Source organism: Billgrantia antri (genome assembly GCF_017868935.1).
GTDB lineage: Bacteria > Pseudomonadota > Gammaproteobacteria > Pseudomonadales > Halomonadaceae > Halomonas > Halomonas antri.
The window spans coordinates 1,548,143-1,567,747 of record NZ_CP053383.1; the positions used below are offsets into that span (position 1 = coordinate 1,548,143).

Genomic DNA, 19,605 nt, shown 5'->3' on the forward strand with positions numbered 1-19,605 from the left:
TGCCTGGCATCGGCACGAAGGCCGGACGCCACGACCGTCCGGCCCGGTCTCGTTCAAGCATGATGACGCCAGGCGAGTCGTGAGCGACTCTGGGCAAACGGCATGGCCTTGCGTTAGCCTCATATGCGTGACTCGATGCAATGGATCGCCATGACCCCTCACCTGATCGTCTCCGACCTCGACGGCACCCTGCTGGATGCCAATCACGACCTGCACCCCGAGACCATCGAGACCCTGCGCCGGCTGGCCGAGCAGGGACATCATCTGGCCTTCGCCTCCGGGCGCCACTTCCGCGACATGCTGGCCTTCCGCGAGCGTCTGGGCGTGCCGATTCACGTGATCAGCACCAACGGCGCCTACCTGCACGGCCCCGACGGCGAGCTGCTGGCCTCGCGTCATCTCCAGGCCGAGCTGGCGCGTGAGCTGATCGCGCTCGAGCGCCACGACAGCGTGCGCCTCAATCTCTACCTCGAGCACGAGTGGCTGATCGATGCCCCCGCGCCGCGGTTGCTGGCCTACCACGCTCATACCGGATTCGGCTATCGTGTGGTCGAGCCGGCGAGCCTCGACGGGGAGGGGGTCGGCAAGGTGCTCTACATCGGCGATCCCGAGCGGCTGGCAGGGCTCGAGGCCGAGGTGCGCTCGAACCACGGTGAACGCCTGCATGTCACCTACTCCACGGTCAATTCACTCGAAATCATGGCCGGAGGCGTCAACAAGGGCACGGCGCTGGAGGCGCTGCTCGTTGCGCTCGGGATCGACAGCGAGCGCTGCCTGGCCTTCGGCGACAACCTCAACGACACCGAAATGTTGTGCCTGGCCGGCGAGGCCCACGTCATGGCCAATGCGCACCCCGAACTGGCCCAGCGGGTGCCCGTGGCACGGCGAATCGGCCACCATGCCGAGACGGCCGTGGCCAGGCATCTACAGCAGCGCTTTTCTCTCTGAGTCGGCCCTCTGGGTCGGGTCGATTCTGCGACGATGGTCTAGGGTCCCTTGCCGCGCCGATCCGGCTTGCCCATCATCGAGCCCATAACGACAACGATTCACGGCGTTGCCCAGGCAGCGCCTCTGCCATCGGAAGACGATGACGACTACGCCTGCCACCCTGATCGTCGTCGACGACGACCCCGAGATCCGCGAATTGCTGGTCGATTACCTCGGACGCCATGGCTATCGTGCCCTGGCCGCCGAGGATGCCGAGGCGCTGCATCGCCTGGTGGCAAGCGAAGCCCCCGACCTGCTCATCGTCGATATCATGCTGCCCGGCGACGACGGCTTCACCATCTGTCGCGACATTCGCCGCGCCAGCGACGTGCCGATCATCATGCTCACCGCCAGCGCTGACGAGACCGATCGTATCCTCGGGCTGGAGCTGGGCGCCGACGATTACCTGGGCAAGCCGTTCAATCCGCGTGAGCTGCTGGCGCGTATCAAGGCGGTGCTGCGCCGGGCCCGGGGCGGGGTCGCCGGCGATCCGGCCCGGGCGCGCATGGTGGCCTTCGGGCCCTGGCGTCTCGACCGCATGACCCGCGAGCTGATCGATGAAGGGGAGACGCGCACGCCGCTTTCCGGTGCCGACTTCCAGCTCTTGCAGGTCTTCCTCGAACACCCTGAGCAGGTGCTGTCGCGCGAGGCGCTGTACGAACTGACCCGCGGCCGGCCGGCACCGCCGCTGGATCGCTCCATCGACGTGCATGTGTGCCGGCTGCGCCAGCGCCTGGGCGAGGATACCCACTACCATCAGCTGATCCGCACCGTGCGCGGGGCCGGTTATGTCTTCACCGCCCGGGTCGAAGCGCTGACGTGAGCGAGCGGCACGTCAAGCGCTGGCGCCGACGCCTGGTGCCCCTGCTGCCGCGCACGCTGCGCGGTCGCTTCGTGCTGATCATGATCGTCGGCGTGCTCTCCGCCCAGTTGGCCAGCTATACCGTATGGACCTCCCAGGTGCGCTCCAGCCAGCTCGAACAGCTCGACGAGCTGTCGCGCAACGTGGCCTACAGCGTGGCCTCGACCATGCGCTTCTTTCGTTCGCTTCCCTATGAATACCGCCATATCGTGCTCGACCAGCTGCGCAACATGGGCGGCACGCGCTTCTTCGTCAGTGTCAACGAGCGTCGCATTCCGGTGGAAGACATCGGCTCGGGGCGGGAGAAGACGCTGGTGGTGGACAATTTCCGCGAGATCCTGACCCGCGAGCTGAACATCGACGACGTGCTGGTGGAATTCTCCCGTCCCGAGACCCTGCGCGTGTACAACAACGAGGTACTGCTGCACGACCTGCCGCCGCGCTGGGGTCAGCACAGCCTGCTGATGGAGCCGCTGTCGCCGCCGATACTGGTGGTGCAGATGGAGCTCGGCCCCGAGACCTGGCTCTACGTGGCCACGTTGTTACCGGTGCCCGACCTGTTCAACGAGTATCGCTGGCTCTCCGGCGAGCGGCTTCTGGCGAGCCTGATGGTGCTGCTGACGGTGATCGGCCTGTCGCTGCTCGGCATTCGCAGCGTGACGCGGCCACTGGCACGGCTGTCGCGGGCGGCGCTTCAATTGGGCGATGACCTCGACGCGCCGCCGCTGCGCGAGACCGGCCCACGCGAGGTCGTTGCCACCGCTTCGGCGTTCAACCGCATGCAGGAGCGAATTCGCGACCAGGTCGAGGAGCGCGAGCGGCTGTTCTCGGCCATTTCACATGATCTCAAGACTCCCATCACGCGATTGCGGCTGCGCGCCGAGATGCTCGACGACCCGCTGCAGCGCGAGCGCTTCTGCGCCTCGCTCGACGAACTTGACCTACTGGTCAAGGGGGCCCTGGCCTCGGTGAAAGGGTTCGACCTGCACGAAGCGGTGGAGCCGGTCGATCCGCGAGCCATGCTGGAGGAGCTTGCCGGTGAGCTGGCACTCCAGGGGGGACGGGTGAGCGTTTCGGGGCGTGCCGAGGTGCTGCCGGTAAAACCGCTGGCGTTCAAGCGCTGCCTGGCGAATCTGATGGAGAACGCCGTGTTCTACGGCCGGCGCGCCGAGGTGACGCTGGACGATTCGCCGCAGCGGCTGGCGATTGTGATTCGCGATCACGGGCCGGGAATACCCGATGCGCAGATGGAGCGTGTCTTCTCGCCCTTCGTACGCCTCGAGCCCTCGCGCAGCCGCAATACCGGCGGCAGTGGGCTGGGGCTCGGCATCTCGCGGCATATCGCACGGGCCATGGGAGGGGAGATCGGACTGGCCAATCACCCCGAGGGCGGGCTCGAGGTCACACTCCTCCTGCCGCGCCCGAGCAACGTTACGGTCTTGTAATATTTGCACAATACTTTGTAGGACTAGGTAACCCTACCGCGGGCGGCTCTCGGTTAGCGTTATGACACTCCGGTCGAAGCCGGCGTCAATAACAACAGCAGGAGCATGCCGATGTATACGTTCAAGACCTCGTTCCAGAAAACGGCCCTCGTCGTGGCTACCGCCGCGGCAACTTCGTTGACCTTTGCGAGCGCGCATGCCGCCGAGGTGGAGGTGCTGCACTGGTGGACCTCGGGCGGTGAGGCCCGCGCGGCCAACGTACTCAAGGAGCTGATGGAGGCGGAAGGCTACGGTTGGCAGGATTTCGCCGTGGCCGGGGGCGGTGGCGAAACTGCCATGACCGTTCTCAAGTCCCGGGCAATGTCCGGCAATCCGCCGTCGGCAGCCCAGATCAAGGGACCGGAGATCCAGGAGTGGGGCGAGCTCGGCCTGCTCGGCGAACTCGACGAGGTGGCCGATGCCGAGGGCTGGGACGAGCTGCTGCCCCCGACAGTTGCCGAGGTGATGCGTCACGACGGCAGCTACGTCGCGGTGCCGGTCAACGTGCACCGGGTCAACTGGCTGTGGGCCAACCCCGAGGTGCTCGAGGCGGCCGGGGTCGAGATGCCCACCACCCTCGATGAACTGTTCACGGCCGGCGAGGCGATTCGCGAGGCCGGCTACGTGCCGCTGGCCCACGGCGGCCAGGCCTGGCAGGACGCCACCGTGTTCGAAACCGTGCTGCTGGCTACCGGCGGTACCGAGTTCTACCAGCAAACCATGGTCGAGCTCGACGAGCAGGCCCTGGGCAGCGAACAGATGATCGAGGCGCTGGAGACCTTCAAGCGTCTGCGCGAGTTGATGGACGACGACATGCCGGGCCGCGACTGGAACATTGCCACGTCCATGGTGATCAACGGCGATGCCGGCATGCAGCTGATGGGCGACTGGGCCAAGGGCGAGTTCACCGCCGCCGGGCTTACCGCCGGCGAGGACTACCTGTGCGCCGCGGCGCCGGGCACCCAGGATGCCTTTACCTTCAACATCGACAGCCTGGCCATGTTCCGTGTCGAGGACGGGGAGCGTGAGGCTCAGCAGGCCCTGGCACGCCTGGTACTGGAGCCGACCTTCCAGGAGGCCTTCAACCTGGCCAAGGGCTCGATTCCCGCCCGCCCCGACCTCGACATGAGCGAGTTCGACCAGTGTGCGCAGCAGTCCATGCAAGATTTCCAGCGCACCGCCGAGGAGGGCGGCCTGGTGCCCAGCATGGCTCACGGCATGGCCGTGCGCGCCGACGTCCAGGGCGCCATCTTCGATGTGGTGACCAACTACTTCAACTCGCGTGACATGGCTGCCGAAGAGGCTGCCCGGCGCATGGTGAATGCCGCCCAGGCTGCGTTGTAACCCGCAGCAGCAAAGCGGGACGGGCCTGCCACGGCAGGTCCGTTCCAGTAGCACGTCGTTCACGCCCGAGGTTTCCCGCTATGTCCCTGTCAACTCGCGCGGTGCGTCCGGCCGCTGGTCCCGGTGCCCGGCGCAGCCATGCAGGCCTGCTTCAGGCCTGGCTGCCCAAGCTGGTGCTGGCACCGTCGGCCGCCATCTCGCTGTTCTTCGTCTATGGCTTCATGCTGTGGACCTTCATCTTGTCGCTGACCAGCTCACGCATGCTGCCCAGCTACGACTTCGTCGGCTTCGCCCAGTATGCCCGCTTGATGGCTAACGACCGCTGGTGGGTAGCTTCGACCAACCTGGTGGTATTCGGCGGCATGTTCGTGGCCATCTGTCTGGCGCTGGGGCTGGTGCTCGCCATCCTGCTCGACCAGCGCATTCGCCAGGAGGGCGCGCTGCGCACGATCTACCTCTATCCCATGGCACTGTCATTCATCGTCACCGGCGTGGTGTGGAAATGGTTGCTCAACCCCGGCCTCGGCATCCAGGCCATGGTGCGTGGCTGGGGCTTCGAGAACTTCCGCTTCGACTGGCTGGTCGATCCGGACATGGCCGTCTATACGCTGGTGATTGCCGCGGTGTGGCAGGCTTCGGGCTTCGTCATGGCGCTGTTCCTCGCCGGGCTGCGCGGCATCGACGACAGCATTCTCAAGGCCGCCCAGCTCGACGGTGCCAGCCTGCCGCGTATCTACTGGCGGGTGGTGGTGCCCTGCCTGCGTCCGGTGGTGTTCAGCGCCGTGATGATTCTCTCGCACATCGCCATCAAGAGCTTCGATCTGGTGGTGGCGCTCACCAACGGTGGCCCCGGCTACGCCTCCGACCTGCCGGCCACCTTCATGTACGCCCATGCCTTCACCCGGGCGCAGATCGGGCTGGGTTCGGCCAGCGCCATGCTGATGCTGGGCGGTGTGCTGGCGATCCTGATTCCCTATCTCTACTCCGAGCTGAGGAACCGTCGCCATGGATAACGTGATTCGACGCCGCACCTTCGGTGCGCGACTGGGCCGGGCCCTGCTCTATGCCGTGTTGCTGCTGGCGGCACTGTTCTACCTGCTGCCGCTGGCAGTGATGCTGGTCACCTCGCTCAAGCCGCTGGCCGAGATCACTCCCGGCTCGCTGCTTTCGTTGCCGCAGGAACCGACCCTGGGACCCTGGACCAAGGCCTGGGGCGAAGCCTGCACCGGCATGCGTTGCGAAGGCGTGGGCGTCTACTTCTTCAACTCCATCGCCATCGTGGTGCCGGCCGTGCTGATCTCCACCATCATCGGGGCGCTCAACGGCTATGCCCTGACCAAGTGGCGTTTCAAGGGTTCGGAGCTGCTCTTCGCGCTGATGCTGTTCGGCTGCTTCATTCCGTTCCAGGTGGTGTTGCTGCCCATGGCGCAAACGCTCGGCTGGCTGGGGCTGTCGAGCTCACGCGCGGGCCTGATTCTGGTCCACGTGGTCTTCGGTATCGCCTTCACTACGCTGTTCTTCCGCAACTTCTACGTGGCGGTGCCGACCGAGCTGGTATCGGCGGCGAAGCTCGACGGTGCCGGTTTCTTCCGCATCTTCTGGCGCATTCTGCTACCGGTGTCGGCGCCGATCATCGTGGTATCGGTGATCTGGCAATTCACCCAGATCTGGAACGACTTCCTGTTCGGCGTGGCGTTCTCGGCCCACGACACCCAGCCGGTGACGGTGGCACTCAACAACCTGGTCAATACGTCCACCGGGGCGCGCGAGTACAACGTCGACATGGCGGCAGCGATGATCGCCGCGCTGCCCACGCTGATCGTCTACGTACTGGCCGGCAAGTATTTCGTGCGTGGGCTCACGGCAGGCTCGGTCAAAGGCTAAGGCCCTCTGAGCAACAGAACAATCAAGAGGTTTTGGATATGGCAGCGCTTGAAATCAACAACGTATGCAAGAATTTCGGCAGCGAGCGGGTGCTCAAGGACGTGAGCCTGGCGATCGACTCCGGTGAGTTCCTGATTCTGGTGGGCCCCTCGGGTTGCGGCAAGTCGACGCTGATGAACGCCATCGCCGGCCTCGAGCCGGTCACCTCCGGCGAGATCCGCATCGCCGGCGAGGACGTCACCTGGCAGACCCCGGCGGAGCGCGACATCGCCATGGTGTTCCAGTCCTACGCGCTCTATCCGAGCATGACGGTACGTCAGAACATCAGCTTCGGCCTGGAGATGCGCAAGGTGCCCAAGGCCGAGCGCGAGGCGGCGGTGGAGCGGGTGGCCGACCTGCTGCAGATCTCGCACCTGCTCGAGCGCAAGCCTTCGCAGCTCTCCGGCGGCCAGCGCCAGCGCGTCGCCATGGGGCGGGCGCTGGCCCGCGAGCCCAAGGTCTACCTGTTCGACGAGCCGCTCTCCAACCTCGACGCCAAGCTGCGCGTGGACATGCGCACCGAGATCAAGAAGCTGCACCAGCGCCTGGGTACCACCATCGTCTACGTCACCCACGACCAGATCGAGGCCATGACCCTGGCCGACTGCATCGCGGTGATGCGCGATGGCCGCATCCTCCAGCTCGGCTCTCCCGACGAGGTCTACAACAACCCGGTGGACCTGTTCGTGGCCGGTTTCATGGGTTCGCCGTCGATGAACTTCATCGGTGCCACCCTGGATGGCGAACCAGGGGGGTACCTTTTGCGCGTGGCAACGCCGGGAGAGGAGAACCTGGAACTGCCCTGGCCGCAGGAGCGGGAGACGCCGGCCATGGCCGGTCAGGTGGGACGAGAGGTGATCCTGGGGCTGCGCCCCGAGCACTTCGCCGAGGACGACGTGCGACTCGGCGACGATGCCGAAGGCGTGTTGCTATCGCCGCGCATCACCGTGGTCGAGCCGACCGGGGCCGATATTCTGCTGCAGCTCAAGCTTGGCGAGGGCGAAGCGACGGCCCGGGTCGGGCCCAAGTGTCGGGTCGCGGCAGGCGAGCGTCTGGCGCTGCGCATCGACATGGCTCGTGCGGTGCTGTTCGATCGCGAAACGGAGCAGCGTCTGGCTTGACCCGATGCGAATGGCCGTCTGCCCTGTCCGGGGGCTGGCGGCCAACGGCAGGTCACTCAGCGGACGGTGATGACGGTGCTTTCGGCAATGTGACTGACCTTGTGCGAGACGCTGCCCACCACCAGCCCGCGCAGGTCGCTCAGGCCGCGGCTGCCCATGACGATGGCCTCGACGCCGCGGCGCTTGGCTTCGCTGACGATGGCGCGAGCCGGGTCGCCGCGGCCGATGATCGTCTCGATGCGGGTCACGCCCTTGGCACGGGCCGCTTTCTCTGCCCTGTCGACGATCTGCTTGCCGATATCCTGGCGAGCCCGAGGCTCCTGTCGCTCCTGGCGCGACGCCTCGATGGCGATGGCGCCGATGCCCCAAACCAGCGTCGCCTCGTGTGTGAGCTCCTCAGGGATGTGCAGGATATGCAAGGTGACATCGGCCTTGCCGGCCAGTTGACAGGCGACATCCAGAGCCTTCTTGGCGCCTTCGGAACCGTCGACGGGAACCAGGATGGATTGGTACATGACACTTTCCTTATCCGGGGTAGGGGGTGGATACCCCGAGCCTAGCCCCTTGCACGCGTGACGTCATGACCGGCGTCAAACGCCTGGTCGATTGCCGTCATTCACTTGGTCTCTTCCGACTTTCGAAGTCGTTGCCAGAGTTCGCGGCGCAGATCGGCTCTTTGCGGTGCCTCGCCCTTGGTGAACCACAATGCTCGGGTTCAGTCGCTGGGTGGCAGGCCGAGCGCGCCGAGCGGCGTCCGGCTGGGGGAAGATCAGCGTACGGTGATCACCGTGCACTCGGCCACGTGACTGACCTTGTGGGAGACGCTGCCCACCACCAGTCCGCGCAGGTCGCTCAGGCCACGGCTGCCCATGACGATCGCCTCGACGCCGCGACGACGAGCTTCGCTGATGATAGTGCGGGCCGGGTCGCCCTGGCCGACCACCGTCTCGACATGCTGGATGCCGTTGGCGCGTGCGGCCTCGGCGGCCTTGTCGACGACCTGCTTGCCGATCTCTTCTCGCTCCTGGCGCGATGCCTCGATGGCGATGGCGCCGATACCCCACACCAGCGTCGTCTCGTGGGCGAGCTCCTCGGGAATATGCAGAATGTGCAGGGTGGCGTCGGCCTGGTTGGCCAGTTGACAGGCGACATCTAGCGCCTTCTTCGCACCTTCGGAGCCATCGACGGGTACCAGAATCGATTTGTACATCACAGGTCCTTGGTTCGCTGTTTAACTGAGTTATCAGCGAGCGTAGCCGGTTGCGCCCGAAACGTCATGACCAAGGTCAAGCTTTTGTCCGATCTCCTTTCCGTTACTTGGTTTCCTCCAGCCGTCTCAGCTGCTGCCAGAGCTCGCTGCGCAGGTCGGCCATGCGTGGTGCCTCCCCCTCGGCGAAGACCAGTGGCCGGGTCAGCCGCAGGGTGCGCAGGCCCAGGCGGGCAGTGAGCAGGCCCACCCCCATCCCCTGGCTGGCACGTGTCGAAAGACGTCCGGCCAGGTTCAGCGACAGCAGCTCCATGCCGGCGTCGCCGGCCATCTCGGTGGCCCCGGCAAAGGCCATGTGGTAGAGCACGTTGCGCACCAGGCGCAGCCGACTCGCATAGCCCAGCTCGAGCCCGTAGAGACGGCAGATGCGGTCGATCATCGCTAGGCTGCGCCACGCCACCAGGAACATATCGACCAGCGTCAGCGGGCTTACCGCTACCATCACCGCCGTCTCGCCGGCCATACGCGAGATCAGCCGCCGTGCCTGGCGGTCGCGCGGGGCCAGCAGGTGATGCGCCAGCAGCTGCTGCACTTCCGCGCCGCCGTGATACGGCTCGCGGGCGGCGAGGAAGGCCTGCCAGTGAGGATGGTCGTCGTCGAGGCCGAGCTGGTGCTTGAGCACCCGCGCCAGCCCGAGTGCCTGCTTGGCATCGGCTTGAGGCAACTCGGCCAGCCGGCTGCGCAGGGCGTCGTGGCGTTTGAGGCGGCGCAGCCGCCACGCTTCGCGCAGGAGCGCGCCGGCGCCCAGGGCAATGGCGGCTATCCCCAGCAAGTGCCAGCCGCCGCTGAGCCAATCGCCGCCGAGCAGTGCCTCGGGCAGACGTACGACCATTTCGGCCGTGCCCAGGGCGATGCCGCCGCCGAGCAGGCCGAACAGCCACCAGCGGCGCTTGCGCGGCTTGCCGAGGCTTGCTTCCAAGTCGCGCTCGGCGCGGCTTGGCGTAGGCGCTTCCACGGGGCGCGTGGGCAACTGGCTGTCGAAATCCAGGCGTGGGCGCGGCGCCTCCTGCGGCGTCGATTCGGGCGCGTCGAGGGTGAAGCGGCGAGCCGGGCGCGGGTCGTCGCCCTGCGGATCGTGGCGGCGGTCGTTCATTGCAATTTGTCTCCGATCAGCCAGTCCAGGGCAGCATCGAGCCGGATGTGAGGTAGCGCGCCGTCCTCCCGCGGGGCGGGGCGGAAGGCGCGAAAGTCGAACCCCTGGCGAGCCCAGAAATCGGCCTCCGGTAGCCGAGCGGGCACTTCGCCGGGAAACACCAGAACCTCTTCGCCTTCCAGGGTCGTGCCGCGCAGGGCCGGTGTGTGTTCCCCCTTTTGCGCGACTTCGAGCGCCTCGGTGGCGCGGATCGCCGCCAGCGACAGCGCCTTCACCGGCACGTTGGCATAGCGCAGGTCCTGCAGCGGTTCGGCCAGCAGGGCTTCGAGCAGGGCGGTCAGCTTGGCGTGCTGCTCGGGGGTGACGTGATCGGCCTTGGTGGCGGCGATCGCCAGCTTGTCGATGCGCGGCGCGAACAGCCGTGAGAGCAGGCTGCGCTTGCCGTAATCGAAGCTCTGCATCAGCGTGGTGAGCGCCTGGGAGAGGTCCTCGAAGCGTTCCGGGCCGGCATTCAGCGCGCCGAGCACGTCGACCAGCACGATCTGGCGGTCGAAGCGGCGGAAGTGGTCGCGGTAGAACGGCCGCACGATATGCTGTTGATAGTGGTGGAAGCGTGCCGCCAGGGTGGCGTAGACACTCTCCGGGGGCAGCCTGGCCAGCTCCTTTTCGTCGGCATCGGCCAGCGCCGGTAGCGGGAAGAACTGCAGCACCGGGGCGCCTTCGAGATCGCCGGGTAGCAGGAAGCGTCCCGGCTGAAGGTTGGCGAAACCCGCCTCGCGGGCGGCCTGCAGGCTGCGCGCATAGAGCGCAGCGATGTCGGCAAGCTCGGCCTCGTTGGCCTCGGCAGCCGGGTCGAGCCCGGCGGCGATGCCTTCCCATTCGGCCAGCAGGGCGCGGCGCTGTTCGCCGGCGCCGGCCAGCGTGGCGCGACTCCAGCCCAGGTAGTCGTGGCCCAGCAGTGGCAGGTCGAGCAGCCATTCGCCGGGGTAGTCGAACAGGTCGAGGCTCAGCTCGGCGGTCTCGCTGCGCAGCCAGGCGCGCCTGGCCGGGCGGTAGCGGATCGACAGACGCAGCTCGCTGATGCCGCGGGTTGGCTCCGGCCAGCGCGGCGGCACGCTATCGAGCGCCGCCATCGCCTGGTCGTAGGGAAAGCGCGGTACGCCCAGGTCGGGCTGACTGACCCGGCGGGCGCCCAGCAGGCGTCCGTCACGGGCCGCCGGCATCAGGTCGAGCCGGGCCTCGAGGCCGGCATGGCGCAGCTGGTTGACCAGCGAGGTGAGAAAGGCGGTCTTACCCGAACGCGAGAGCCCGGTGACCGCCAGGCGAAGCTGGCGGTCGCGGCCGCGTTCGATCAGGTTGGTCAGCTCCCGGGTGAGCGGCTGGCGCATTGGCGAGGAATCCCTTCACGGCAGTGTCAGCCGCTAATGTGAGGGTCTTGGCGGCGTCTGGCAAGGCGCTGCCAGGCCAGCAGCGCGATGGGCACCAGCGACAGCGGCACCAGCAGGGCGTTGAGCAACGTCCAGCCGAGCAGGTTGACCAGTGGCCCGGCCAGCAGGGCGGTGACGGCCACGGTAGAAAAGACCAGGAACTCGTTGGCGGCCTGGGTGCGCGCCTTCTCCACCGGACGGTAGGCCTCGGTGAGCAGCCCGGTGGCGGGCAGGAAGGTGAAGTTCCAGCCCAGCCCGAGCAGGATCAGGGCCAAATGAAAGCCCGCCACGCCGGCCTCGACCTGGGCGGCCAGACCGCTTGCCGCCAGCAGCACGCAGCCTGCGGCGATCATGCGCGGCGCGCCGAAGCGAGCGGTCAGGTGCCCGGTGGCGAACGAGGGCAGGAACATCGCCAGCACGTGCCACTGGATGGTGGTGGCGACATGGTTGAAGTGGTGGCCGGCGCCGGACATGGCCAATGGCGTGGCGGTCATCGCCAGGTTCATCACGCCGTAGCCGATCAGCGCCGAGAGCACCGCCACGACGAATACCGGCTGGCGCACGATTTCGCCGAGGTGTCGCGGCTGGCCGTCGCCATGGGTCTTCTCGGGTGGTGGCAGCCGGGTGGCCAGCAGCACCAGTAGGGCTACCAGGTAGAGCGCCCCCAGGCCGAGGAAGCTGCCGAGAAAAGGAGTTACGGCCGCTTCGCGGCTGATGCGGGCCAGCCACGGGCCGAAGAAGGCGGCCAGCACGCCGCCGCCCATGACCAGACCAATGGCGCGGTCACGTAGGGCCAGCGGCGCCGCCTCCACCGCGGCGAAGCGATACAGCTGGCCGAAGCCGATACCGATACCGATCAGCCAGGTGCCCAGCATGAACAGCGAGAAGGCCTCGCTGACCAGGGCCTGGGCGGCCACGACCACGCCGGCGAGCCCCAGCAGGTTGCCCAGCAGGAAGCCGCGCTTGCGCCCTAGCCGCGCCATGATCAGCGAAGCGGGAATGGTGGCGCACATCAGCCCCAGCCACTGGGTGGCGACCGGCGCCGTCGACCAGGCCGGATCGGGCGCAAGGCGTGCGCCGATCAGCGGCGAGACTGCGATCAGCAGGATGTTCCCGCTCACCAGCAGCGCCTGGCACAGCGACAGCAGCATCACATTGAAAGGCATGGCAGTCTCCTGGGCAGTTGAGCCATCGTCATGAGGTAGAGTGTGTCGACACCTGGCTTCCCGGGCCAAAACGCTGGTGATACAGAGTGGGGGAAACGCCGTAATGACGCTGGAACAGCCGCCGCAGCTGCTCGGCGCCGCCCAGTTGCCACTGCCGTGCCAGCCGCTCCAGCGGCGGCGGGCGCTCGCTGACCAGCAATGCCTGGCGGGCCTGCTCCAGGCGCAGGCGGGTCAGGTAGGCGCCGGGTGTGGTGGCCAGCTGCTGGCGAAACAGCCGCGACAGGTGACGCGGCGAGACCCCGACCGCTTCCGCCAGTGTCTCCAGGCGGTGGGGTGCGGCGGGGTCGGCGTGGATCCGGTCGAGCAGTTTTCGCAGCGCACCCTGGGCGCGGTTCTGGCTGCGCAGCATCTCGCTGAACTGGGACTGGCCCCCGGTGCGCCGCAGGAACAGTACCAGCTCACGAGCGACCTGCCCCGCCAGGGCGCCGCCATGGTCTGCTTCGAGTAGCGACAGGGCCAGATCGATGCCGGCGGTGACCCCGGCGCTGGTGAAGCACCCGCCCGACTCGACGTAGAGCGCATCCGGCACGACGCGAACCTTGGGGTAATCGCGGGCCAGCCGGTCGCAGTGCCGCCAGTGAGTCGTGGCCTGGCGCTCGTTCAGCAGGCCGGCTTCGGCGAGCAGGAATGCCCCGGTGCAGATCGAGCCCAGCCGGCGGACCTGCCGGGCCTGGTGGCGCAGGGCGTCGAGCAGCTCAGAACGCTGCTGCTGAGCCATGACGCCGCGGCCGCCGGCGATGAGCAGCGTATCCACCGGACCGAGCGTCGAGATGTCGCGCCACCCGGTGTCGGCCAGCAGCGGCAAACCGCCATTGGTCATCACCCTGCCCGGCGCATCGGCGGCAAGATGCAGACGATAGAGAGGGGCGCCGCTCAGATCGTTGGCCGAGGCGAAGACCTGCCAGGGCCCACTGACATCCAGCAGCTGGCAGTCCGGATAGGCGAGGATGACGACGGTGCGTGGCATGACGAGCCCTGTCGTGAGGTGTCGTGTCAGTTTCCTGCGAACGAGCGATGTCCACAATGACCAATATCCCACCGATCAGGACATTGCCTCTCGTTTCACTCGGCCAGCAGCCACTGCGACCAGATCGGCGTGGTGGCGATGAGGAAACCGAATCCGGCCAGGACGTGGCCCGGCCAGCGCGCTTGCTGGCGTTTACCCCGACGCTGGGCCAGGGTCAGCCCAGCCAGGCAAATGACCAGCCCGACCAGGTTGAAGACAAAAGTGAACATGCCGAGCAAGGGGGTCATGGCATCTCCCGGACCAAGGGTGGATGAAAAAAACGAAACGCAAGTGCATGCTAACAGGAGTGCAAACGACGAGGACACGACATGAACGAGACGCTGCCGGGCTGCGATGCAGTCATCGCCTTCTGGTTCGAGGAGTTGGCACCCGTCCAGTGGTTTCGCAAGGATGCCGAACTCGACGAGGCGATTCGTCGACGCTTTGCCGCGCTGCACGATGCGGCAGCGGCGGGGGAACTGTGGCGGTGGCGCGCTACGCCCCGGGGACGCCTGGCCGAGATCCTGGTGCTCGACCAGTTCTCGCGCAATCTCTATCGTGACGATCCCCGGGCCTTCGCCCAGGATGCCATGGCGCTCGTATTGGCCCAGGAGGCCGTGTCCCAGGGGCTGGACGGCGATCTCGACGTGACGTGGCGCAGCTTTCTCTACATGCCCTACATGCACAGCGAGTCGCTCAAGGTTCATGACGAGGCACTGCGCCTGTTCGACCAGCCCGGGCTCGAGGACAACCTGCGCTTCGAATATTTGCATCGCGACATCCTGCTGCGCTTCGGTCGCTATCCGCACCGCAATGCCATTCTGGGGCGCGAGTCGAGCGCGGAGGAGCTGGCATTCCTGACGGAGCCGGGTTCGTCGTTCTGAGCTACGCTTTTCCCCATGAGTAACCTGAGGCATCATCGAAGATGCCAAGCACGACAGGAAGCACCACTAAGGAGAGGAGGAGTGCTAATGGGCATCATCGCATGGCTGATCATTGGAGGCCTGGCCGGCTGGATCGCCGGCAACATCATGCGCGGCGGCGGGTTCGGCATACTGGGAAACATTGGCGTAGGGATCGTCGGCGCCCTGGTCGGCGGGTTCCTGTTCAGCCTGCTGGGCCTCGAGGCCGGCGGTTTCATCGGCTCGCTGGTCACGGCCACGGTGGGAGCGGTAGTGCTGCTATGGGTCATCGCCAAGGTGCGAAAATCCTAGCCGCGCTTACGGACGAATGGATTCGGCCCGGGCATTAGCCCGGGCCGAGTCGTTTGCATTGTGGAGGGCGAGGCCGCTCTCGCAGGACCTCTAGAACGTATAGCTCACGCCAACGACGGCTACCGGGTAGACCGGCCACTCTTCGGCGTCGCCTTCGAGCCGCTGCTCCTCCTGGCGAATCTCGCGGCGCAGTTGGGCCGATAGCGGATTGTCCGCATTCTCGAATCCTTCCGAGGTTCTCAGCGACACGTCCGGGTCGGTGGGGATCACGCCGACCTCCGCGAACACGCCGATGCCGCTGCGATGCGACTGACGCCAGCCCAGGCCAGCGTAGGGCTGCACGCCATCGGCGAGAGTCACCGTACCGTGCAAGGTACCAAGCGCATCGGCGGAATATTCCTGTCCGTTGAACTGGTAGGTCGTGCCGCGTGGGCGTCCCACCACATCGGCATCGATATCCGGCAGCATGAGGCCGGCGCTGAGAAAGAACCCACTGGCGAAGGGGTAGTAGTCCAGCGTCAGCTTGCTTGCCGCCAAGTTCACGTCACCCTCGTAGTCGACGTCATCGGTGCGGTAATCGGTATTCCAATCCAGCCCGCCGGTGTAACGGGCGGAGACGCCCAGACGTTCACTGAAGCGCCAGGCCAGGTCGGCACCCGCGCCGGCAGTCCCGGCAACCGCACCCAGCGTGATGCGGCTGTCCTGCGCATACGCTTGGGTCGTGCCCACCAGACACAGGGCGATCAAGCCAGTGGTCGTCATCCCTTTCATCGACTCGCTCCTCGGTTTGCCAGGGTTCGTGGCGATGCACCGCCGCGTTCGGCTAACCAGTATCGACCGGCTCCGGGCCGGAGATAACCCGATTAATGTTTTCTTTTGTTGCCATAGTCTGCCGCGATTGGCGGCGCTCGGAGGCGGGACTACCTTTCAGGCGGAGCGCAAAATTCCCGACCGACGGGCCAAGGCGGAACGCCACGTACGCGAGGGAGGAGGGAACCACATTGGCGAAAGGAGCAAGAGCATGGCGAACAATCCCCATACCACGCCCAACGGCGGCAAGCCCAACGATACCCACTTCAAGACCCACGAGGACAGCAAATCGGACAACCTCGAGAAGTACCGCAGCGATGCCACCGGACACGATCTGCGCACCAACCACGGCACGCGAATCGCCGACAACCACAACTCGCTGAAAGCGGGTGAGCGAGGGCCGACGCTGCTCGAGGACTTCATCTTCCGCGAGAAACTCAATCACTTCGACAACGAACGCATACCCGAGCGCATCGTGCATGCCCGTGGCGCTGCGGCGCACGGCTACTTTCAGCCTTACGAGAATGCTGCCCAGTACTCCAAGGCGAGCCTGTTCCAGGACCCCGACAAGAAGACACCGGTCTTCGTGCGTTTTTCCACCGTACAGGGCTCGCGTGGCTCCAACGACACGGTGCGCGACGTGCGCGGCTTCGCCACCAAGTTCTATACCGACGAGGGCAATTGGGACCTGGTGGGCAATGACATGCCGGTATTCTTCATCCAAGATGCGATCAAGTTCCCCGACTTCGTGCATGCGGTGAAGCCCGAGCCGCACAACGAGATCCCCCAGGGGCAGTCGGCCCACGACACTTTCTGGGACTTCGTCTCGCTGATGCCCGAATCGACCCATATGGTGCTGTGGACCATGTCCGATCGCGCCTTCCCGCGCCACTACCGCAATATGGAAGGTTTCGGCGTGCACACCTTCCGCCTGATCGACAGGCAGGGCAAGGCGCGCTTCGTCAAGTTTCACTGGAAGCCGCTGGCCGGCACCTGCTCGCTGATCTGGGACGAGGCGCAGAAGCTATGGGGGCGCGACCCCGACTTCAACCGGCGCATGATGTGGGAGGACATCGAGAACGGCGACTACCTCGAGTACGAATTCGGTATCCAGGTGGTCGAGGAGGAGGACGAGCACAAGTTCGACTTCGACCTGCTCGATCCGACCAAGATCATTCCCGAAGAACAGGTGCCGGTCACGCCGATCGGCAAGATGGTGCTCAACCGCAATCCGGACAACTATTTCGCCGAGACCGAGCAGGTCGCCTTCAACCCGGCCCACGTGGTGCCGGGGATCGATTTCAGCAACGATCCGCTGCTCCAGGGGCGGCTGTTCTCCTACCTCGACACTCAAATGCTGCGCCTGGGCGGGCCTAACTTCCACGAGATCCCGATCAACCAGCCGGTTTGCCCGTTCCACAACAATCAGCGCGACTCGATGCACCGCCAGACCATCAACAAGGGGCAAGCGTCGTATGAGCCCAATTCCATCGACGGTGGCTGGCCCAGCGAGACCCCGGCGGCGTCGGAGAACGGCGGCTTCGAGTCCTACCAGGAACGCATCGACGCGCACAGGATCCGTTCTCGCAGCCCCTCGTTCGGCGATCACTACTCCCAGGCCACGCTGTTCTGGAACAGCCAGACCGAGGTGGAGAAGGAGCACATCATTGCCGCCTACACCTTCGAACTCTCCAAGGTGCAGCGTCCCTGGATCCGCGAACGGATGATCAAGGAGATCCTGCCCAATATCGATCTCGAGCTGGCGCGCCGGGTCGGCGAGAACCATGGTATCGAGGCGCCGAGCACCAAGCCGGCGCCGCCAGAGGAGCTGGGCAAGAGTTCACAGCTGGAATCGCCTGCCTTGAGCCTCATGGCTCGGCTGCCGGGGAACGTCCAGTATCGCAAGGTGGCGATCCTGGTGGCCGATGGCGTCGATGGCGATCAGGTCGAGGCGCTCAAGAAGAAGCTTCAGGCGGAAGGCGCCCAGGGCATGGTGATCGCGCCGAGCATGGCGCCGGTGAAGGCAGCAGGAGGGGCGAGTGTGACACCCGATGCCATGCTAAACGGCATGCCCTCGGTCGCGGTGGATGCGGTTGTCGTGCCCGGCGGCAGTGGTAGTGTCGATACGCTGACCCGGTCGGGGCAGGGACGTTACTACGTGCAGGAGGCCTACAAGCATCTCAAGGCGATTGCCGCCGTGGGCGAGGGTAAGCTGTTGCTGGATGCGGCAGACGTGCCCACCGGCGAGGAGGGCGTGCTGACCGGCGCCAAGGTCGATGACGTCTTCACCCCATTGCGTGAGGCCATGGGGCAGCATCGGGTGTGGTCGCGGGACCCCAAGGCCAACGACATGCCGGCCTGATAGCCTACTACGCTCGGCGATATGGCGTTAGATTTCGCTTGTGACCCACATGGATGTGGGAGATGCGTTGGCCCGCAGGGAGTGGGCCTAGCCCTCGCCTTCGCTCATTACGGCTATCCTACGAATGAAGCGCCTGCCAGTAGTGGCAGGCGCTTTTCAGTGGGCTAAGTCAGGCGGTGGCCTTGCTGCCGACCAGTTCCTTGAGCGCGGCTTCGACGATGTCCAGGCCTTCCTCGAGGATCTCGTCCTCGATGGTCACCGGCATCAGGAAGCGGATGGTGTTGCCGTAGAGACCGCAGGAGAGCAGGATCAGCCCCTTCTCGCGGGCCTTCTTGCACAGCGCGCCGGCCAGGTCGGCGTCGGGCGTGTGCTGGGCCTTGTCCGATACCAGATCGATGGCGGCCATGGCACCCATGTTGCGGGCGTTGTCGACGCAGTCGAAATCGCTCTGCCACTGGCTGAAGCGCTTGGCCAGCTTGTCGCCCAGCGCCATGCTCTTCTCGAGGATGTTCTCTTCCTCGAACACGTCGAGCACCGCCAGGGTCGCCGCACAGGAGAGCGGATTGCCGGTGTAGGTGCCCCCCAGCGAATTGGGGCCGGAGGCGTCCATCACCCGGTCGGTACCCACCACGGCCGAGATCGGCATGCCGTCGGCCATGCTCTTGGCCATGGTGATGATGTCCGGCTCGACGCCGCTGTGCTCGATGGCGAACAGCTTGCCGGTACGGCCGAAGCCCGATTGCACCTCGTCGACGATCATCAGCATGCCGTGCTCGTCGCAGATCTCGCGGATCGCCTTGAGGAAGCTGGCCGGGGCGGGGTAGAAGCCACCCTCGCCGAGGACCGGCTCGAGCACGATGGCGGCGGTGTCGCGGGGGTTGGCGTCGGTCTTGATCGCCATCTTCAGGCCGCGGATCGCCTCGTCTTCGCTGACGCCATGGTAAGGCACCGGGTAGGGGGCACGGAACACGTTGCCGGGCATGCTGCCGAAGTCGCTGGCATAGGGCGCGACCTTGCCGTTCATGGCCATGGTCATGAAGGTACGACCGTGATAGCCGCCGTCGAAGCAGATCACGTTGTTCTTGCCGGTGGCGGCGCGGGCAATTTTCACCGCGTTCTCCAGCGCCTCGGCGCCGGAGTTGGCCAGCATCACCTTGGCGTGGCCGCGCACCGGCGTGACCTGACTCAGGCGCTCGGCCACCTTCACGTAGCCCTCGTAGGGCATCACGGTCTGGCAGGTGTGCATCACCTTGTCGAGCTGAGCCTTGACCGCCTCGACCACCCTGGGATGACGGTGGCCGATGTTGAGTACGCCGATGCCGCCGGCGAAGTCGATGATACGGTTGCCGTCGGCGTCCCAGATCAGCGCGTTCTCGGCGCGATCGGCGAACTGGGTGGCGGGGCTCGCGGCGCCGTTGGCCACGTAGCGCTGCTTGAGTTCGTTGAGCTGTGCGTTATTCATCTAGCCTCCCTTCACAT

At 65.9% G+C, this 19,605-nt stretch carries 19 protein-coding genes; 10 read left to right on the forward strand and 9 right to left on the reverse strand.

Annotated features, from left to right (window positions below; translation table 11 throughout):
* Positions 1-150 precede the first annotated feature (150 nt).
* From HNO53_RS07280 to HNO53_RS07310, 7 genes are all read left to right on the forward strand, one after another.
* Positions 151-948 (forward strand): Cof-type HAD-IIB family hydrolase, encoded by a 798-nt coding sequence (locus HNO53_RS07280; protein WP_209478560.1) that lies wholly within the window; start codon positions 151-153, stop codon positions 946-948.
* A gap of 139 nt (positions 949-1,087) precedes the next feature.
* Positions 1,088-1,810: a response regulator gene (locus HNO53_RS07285; RefSeq protein WP_209477417.1), complete on the forward strand. Its 723-nt coding sequence runs from the start codon at positions 1,088-1,090 to the stop codon at positions 1,808-1,810.
* Positions 1,807-3,294 (forward strand): ATP-binding protein, encoded by a 1,488-nt coding sequence (locus tag HNO53_RS07290; protein ID WP_209477419.1) that lies wholly within the window; start codon positions 1,807-1,809, stop codon positions 3,292-3,294. The genes HNO53_RS07285 and HNO53_RS07290 overlap by 4 nt, the downstream gene beginning before the upstream one ends.
* Positions 3,295-3,405: 111 nt before the next feature.
* Positions 3,406-4,677 carry an ABC transporter substrate-binding protein gene (locus HNO53_RS07295; protein ID WP_209477421.1) on the forward strand — a complete coding sequence of 424 codons (1,272 nt, stop codon included), beginning with the start codon at positions 3,406-3,408 and terminating at the stop codon, positions 4,675-4,677.
* 80 nt (positions 4,678-4,757) lie between these two features.
* Positions 4,758-5,690 (forward strand): carbohydrate ABC transporter permease, encoded by a 933-nt coding sequence (locus tag HNO53_RS07300; protein WP_209477422.1) that lies wholly within the window; start codon positions 4,758-4,760, stop codon positions 5,688-5,690.
* Positions 5,683-6,561, forward strand: coding sequence for a carbohydrate ABC transporter permease (locus HNO53_RS07305; protein ID WP_209477424.1), 879 nt, complete (start codon positions 5,683-5,685; stop codon positions 6,559-6,561). The genes HNO53_RS07300 and HNO53_RS07305 overlap by 8 nt, the downstream gene beginning before the upstream one ends.
* Before the next feature lie 38 nt (positions 6,562-6,599).
* Complete coding sequence (locus HNO53_RS07310; RefSeq protein WP_209477426.1) at positions 6,600-7,721, forward strand: ABC transporter ATP-binding protein; 1,122 nt, start codon at positions 6,600-6,602, stop codon at positions 7,719-7,721.
* 56 nt (positions 7,722-7,777) lie between these two features.
* Here the strand turns inward: HNO53_RS07310 and HNO53_RS07315 are convergent, their stop codons facing one another.
* From HNO53_RS07315 to HNO53_RS07345, 7 genes are all read right to left on the reverse strand, one after another.
* On the reverse strand, positions 7,778-8,236 hold the full coding sequence (locus HNO53_RS07315; protein ID WP_209477428.1) for a universal stress protein: 459 nt from the start codon (positions 8,234-8,236) through the stop codon (positions 7,778-7,780).
* Positions 8,237-8,490: 254 nt separating this feature from the next.
* Positions 8,491-8,931, reverse strand: a complete 441-nt coding sequence (locus HNO53_RS07320) for a universal stress protein (protein ID WP_209477430.1) — start codon at positions 8,929-8,931, stop codon at positions 8,491-8,493.
* Between the two features lie 103 nt (positions 8,932-9,034).
* Entirely contained in the window at positions 9,035-10,081 is a 1,047-nt protein-coding gene (locus HNO53_RS07325) for a YcjF family protein (protein ID WP_209477432.1), read from the reverse strand.
* Positions 10,078-11,469, reverse strand: coding sequence for a YcjX family GTP-binding protein (locus HNO53_RS07330; RefSeq protein ID WP_209477435.1), 1,392 nt, complete (start codon positions 11,467-11,469; stop codon positions 10,078-10,080). Before HNO53_RS07330 ends, HNO53_RS07325 begins: the two co-directional genes overlap by 4 nt.
* A gap of 26 nt (positions 11,470-11,495) precedes the next feature.
* On the reverse strand, positions 11,496-12,674 hold the full coding sequence (locus tag HNO53_RS07335) for an MFS transporter (RefSeq protein WP_209477436.1): 1,179 nt from the start codon (positions 12,672-12,674) through the stop codon (positions 11,496-11,498).
* Positions 12,675-12,702: 28 nt separating this feature from the next.
* Positions 12,703-13,701, reverse strand: a complete 999-nt coding sequence (locus tag HNO53_RS07340) for a GlxA family transcriptional regulator (RefSeq protein ID WP_209477438.1) — start codon at positions 13,699-13,701, stop codon at positions 12,703-12,705.
* Positions 13,702-13,796: 95 nt separating this feature from the next.
* Entirely contained in the window at positions 13,797-13,988 is a 192-nt protein-coding gene (locus tag HNO53_RS07345) for a hypothetical protein (protein WP_209477440.1), read from the reverse strand.
* A gap of 81 nt (positions 13,989-14,069) precedes the next feature.
* Here HNO53_RS07345 and HNO53_RS07350 point away from each other — a divergent pair, with 81 nt between their 5' ends.
* Together HNO53_RS07350 and HNO53_RS07355 are read left to right on the forward strand one after the other, a co-directional pair.
* On the forward strand, positions 14,070-14,624 hold the full coding sequence (locus HNO53_RS07350; protein ID WP_209477442.1) for a DUF924 family protein: 555 nt from the start codon (positions 14,070-14,072) through the stop codon (positions 14,622-14,624).
* 87 nt (positions 14,625-14,711) lie between these two features.
* Positions 14,712-14,954 carry a GlsB/YeaQ/YmgE family stress response membrane protein gene (locus HNO53_RS07355; RefSeq protein WP_209477444.1) on the forward strand — a complete coding sequence of 81 codons (243 nt, stop codon included), beginning with the start codon at positions 14,712-14,714 and terminating at the stop codon, positions 14,952-14,954.
* Positions 14,955-15,044: 90 nt separating this feature from the next.
* On the opposite strand, the gene HNO53_RS07360 is transcribed toward HNO53_RS07355, so the two are convergent.
* Positions 15,045-15,725 carry a hypothetical protein gene (locus tag HNO53_RS07360; RefSeq protein WP_240549293.1) on the reverse strand — a complete coding sequence of 227 codons (681 nt, stop codon included), beginning with the start codon at positions 15,723-15,725 and terminating at the stop codon, positions 15,045-15,047.
* A gap of 34 nt (positions 15,726-15,759) precedes the next feature.
* Here HNO53_RS07360 and katE point away from each other — a divergent pair, with 34 nt between their 5' ends.
* Positions 15,760-18,126 (forward strand): catalase HPII, encoded by a 2,367-nt coding sequence (gene katE, locus HNO53_RS07365; protein WP_275951362.1) that lies wholly within the window; start codon positions 15,760-15,762, stop codon positions 18,124-18,126.
* A gap of 169 nt (positions 18,127-18,295) precedes the next feature.
* On the opposite strand, the gene gabT is transcribed toward katE, so the two are convergent.
* A complete protein-coding gene (gene gabT / locus HNO53_RS07370; RefSeq protein ID WP_209477448.1) occupies positions 18,296-19,588 on the reverse strand; it encodes a 4-aminobutyrate--2-oxoglutarate transaminase in 1,293 nt (430 codons plus the stop codon).
* Positions 19,589-19,605: the final 17 nt, after the last annotated feature.

Bases quoted from the DNA above. Each gene is read 5' to 3' on its own strand.
- HNO53_RS07360 (WP_240549293.1), bottom strand. From the start codon at position 15,725: ATGAAAGGGATGACGACCACTGGCTTGATCGCCCTGTGTCTGGTGGGC.
- katE (WP_275951362.1), top strand. From the start codon at position 15,760: ATGCACCGCCGCGTTCGGCTAACCAGTATCGACCGGCTCCGGGCCGGA.
- HNO53_RS07310 (WP_209477426.1), top strand. From the start codon at position 6,600: ATGGCAGCGCTTGAAATCAACAACGTATGCAAGAATTTCGGCAGCGAG.
- HNO53_RS07325 (WP_209477432.1), bottom strand. From the start codon at position 10,081: ATGAACGACCGCCGCCACGATCCGCAGGGCGACGACCCGCGCCCGGCT.
- HNO53_RS07350 (WP_209477442.1), top strand. From the start codon at position 14,070: ATGAACGAGACGCTGCCGGGCTGCGATGCAGTCATCGCCTTCTGGTTC.
- HNO53_RS07295 (WP_209477421.1), top strand. From the start codon at position 3,406: ATGTATACGTTCAAGACCTCGTTCCAGAAAACGGCCCTCGTCGTGGCT.
- gabT (WP_209477448.1), bottom strand. From the start codon at position 19,588: ATGAATAACGCACAGCTCAACGAACTCAAGCAGCGCTACGTGGCCAAC.
- HNO53_RS07300 (WP_209477422.1), top strand. From the start codon at position 4,758: ATGTCCCTGTCAACTCGCGCGGTGCGTCCGGCCGCTGGTCCCGGTGCC.
- HNO53_RS07335 (WP_209477436.1), bottom strand. From the start codon at position 12,674: ATGCCTTTCAATGTGATGCTGCTGTCGCTGTGCCAGGCGCTGCTGGTG.
- HNO53_RS07355 (WP_209477444.1), top strand. From the start codon at position 14,712: ATGGGCATCATCGCATGGCTGATCATTGGAGGCCTGGCCGGCTGGATC.
- HNO53_RS07345 (WP_209477440.1), bottom strand. From the start codon at position 13,988: ATGACCCCCTTGCTCGGCATGTTCACTTTTGTCTTCAACCTGGTCGGG.
- HNO53_RS07305 (WP_209477424.1), top strand. From the start codon at position 5,683: ATGGATAACGTGATTCGACGCCGCACCTTCGGTGCGCGACTGGGCCGG.
- HNO53_RS07315 (WP_209477428.1), bottom strand. From the start codon at position 8,236: ATGTACCAATCCATCCTGGTTCCCGTCGACGGTTCCGAAGGCGCCAAG.
- HNO53_RS07330 (WP_209477435.1), bottom strand. From the start codon at position 11,469: ATGCGCCAGCCGCTCACCCGGGAGCTGACCAACCTGATCGAACGCGGC.
- HNO53_RS07320 (WP_209477430.1), bottom strand. From the start codon at position 8,931: ATGTACAAATCGATTCTGGTACCCGTCGATGGCTCCGAAGGTGCGAAG.
- HNO53_RS07340 (WP_209477438.1), bottom strand. From the start codon at position 13,701: ATGCCACGCACCGTCGTCATCCTCGCCTATCCGGACTGCCAGCTGCTG.
- HNO53_RS07280 (WP_209478560.1), top strand. From the start codon at position 151: ATGACCCCTCACCTGATCGTCTCCGACCTCGACGGCACCCTGCTGGAT.
- HNO53_RS07285 (WP_209477417.1), top strand. From the start codon at position 1,088: ATGACGACTACGCCTGCCACCCTGATCGTCGTCGACGACGACCCCGAG.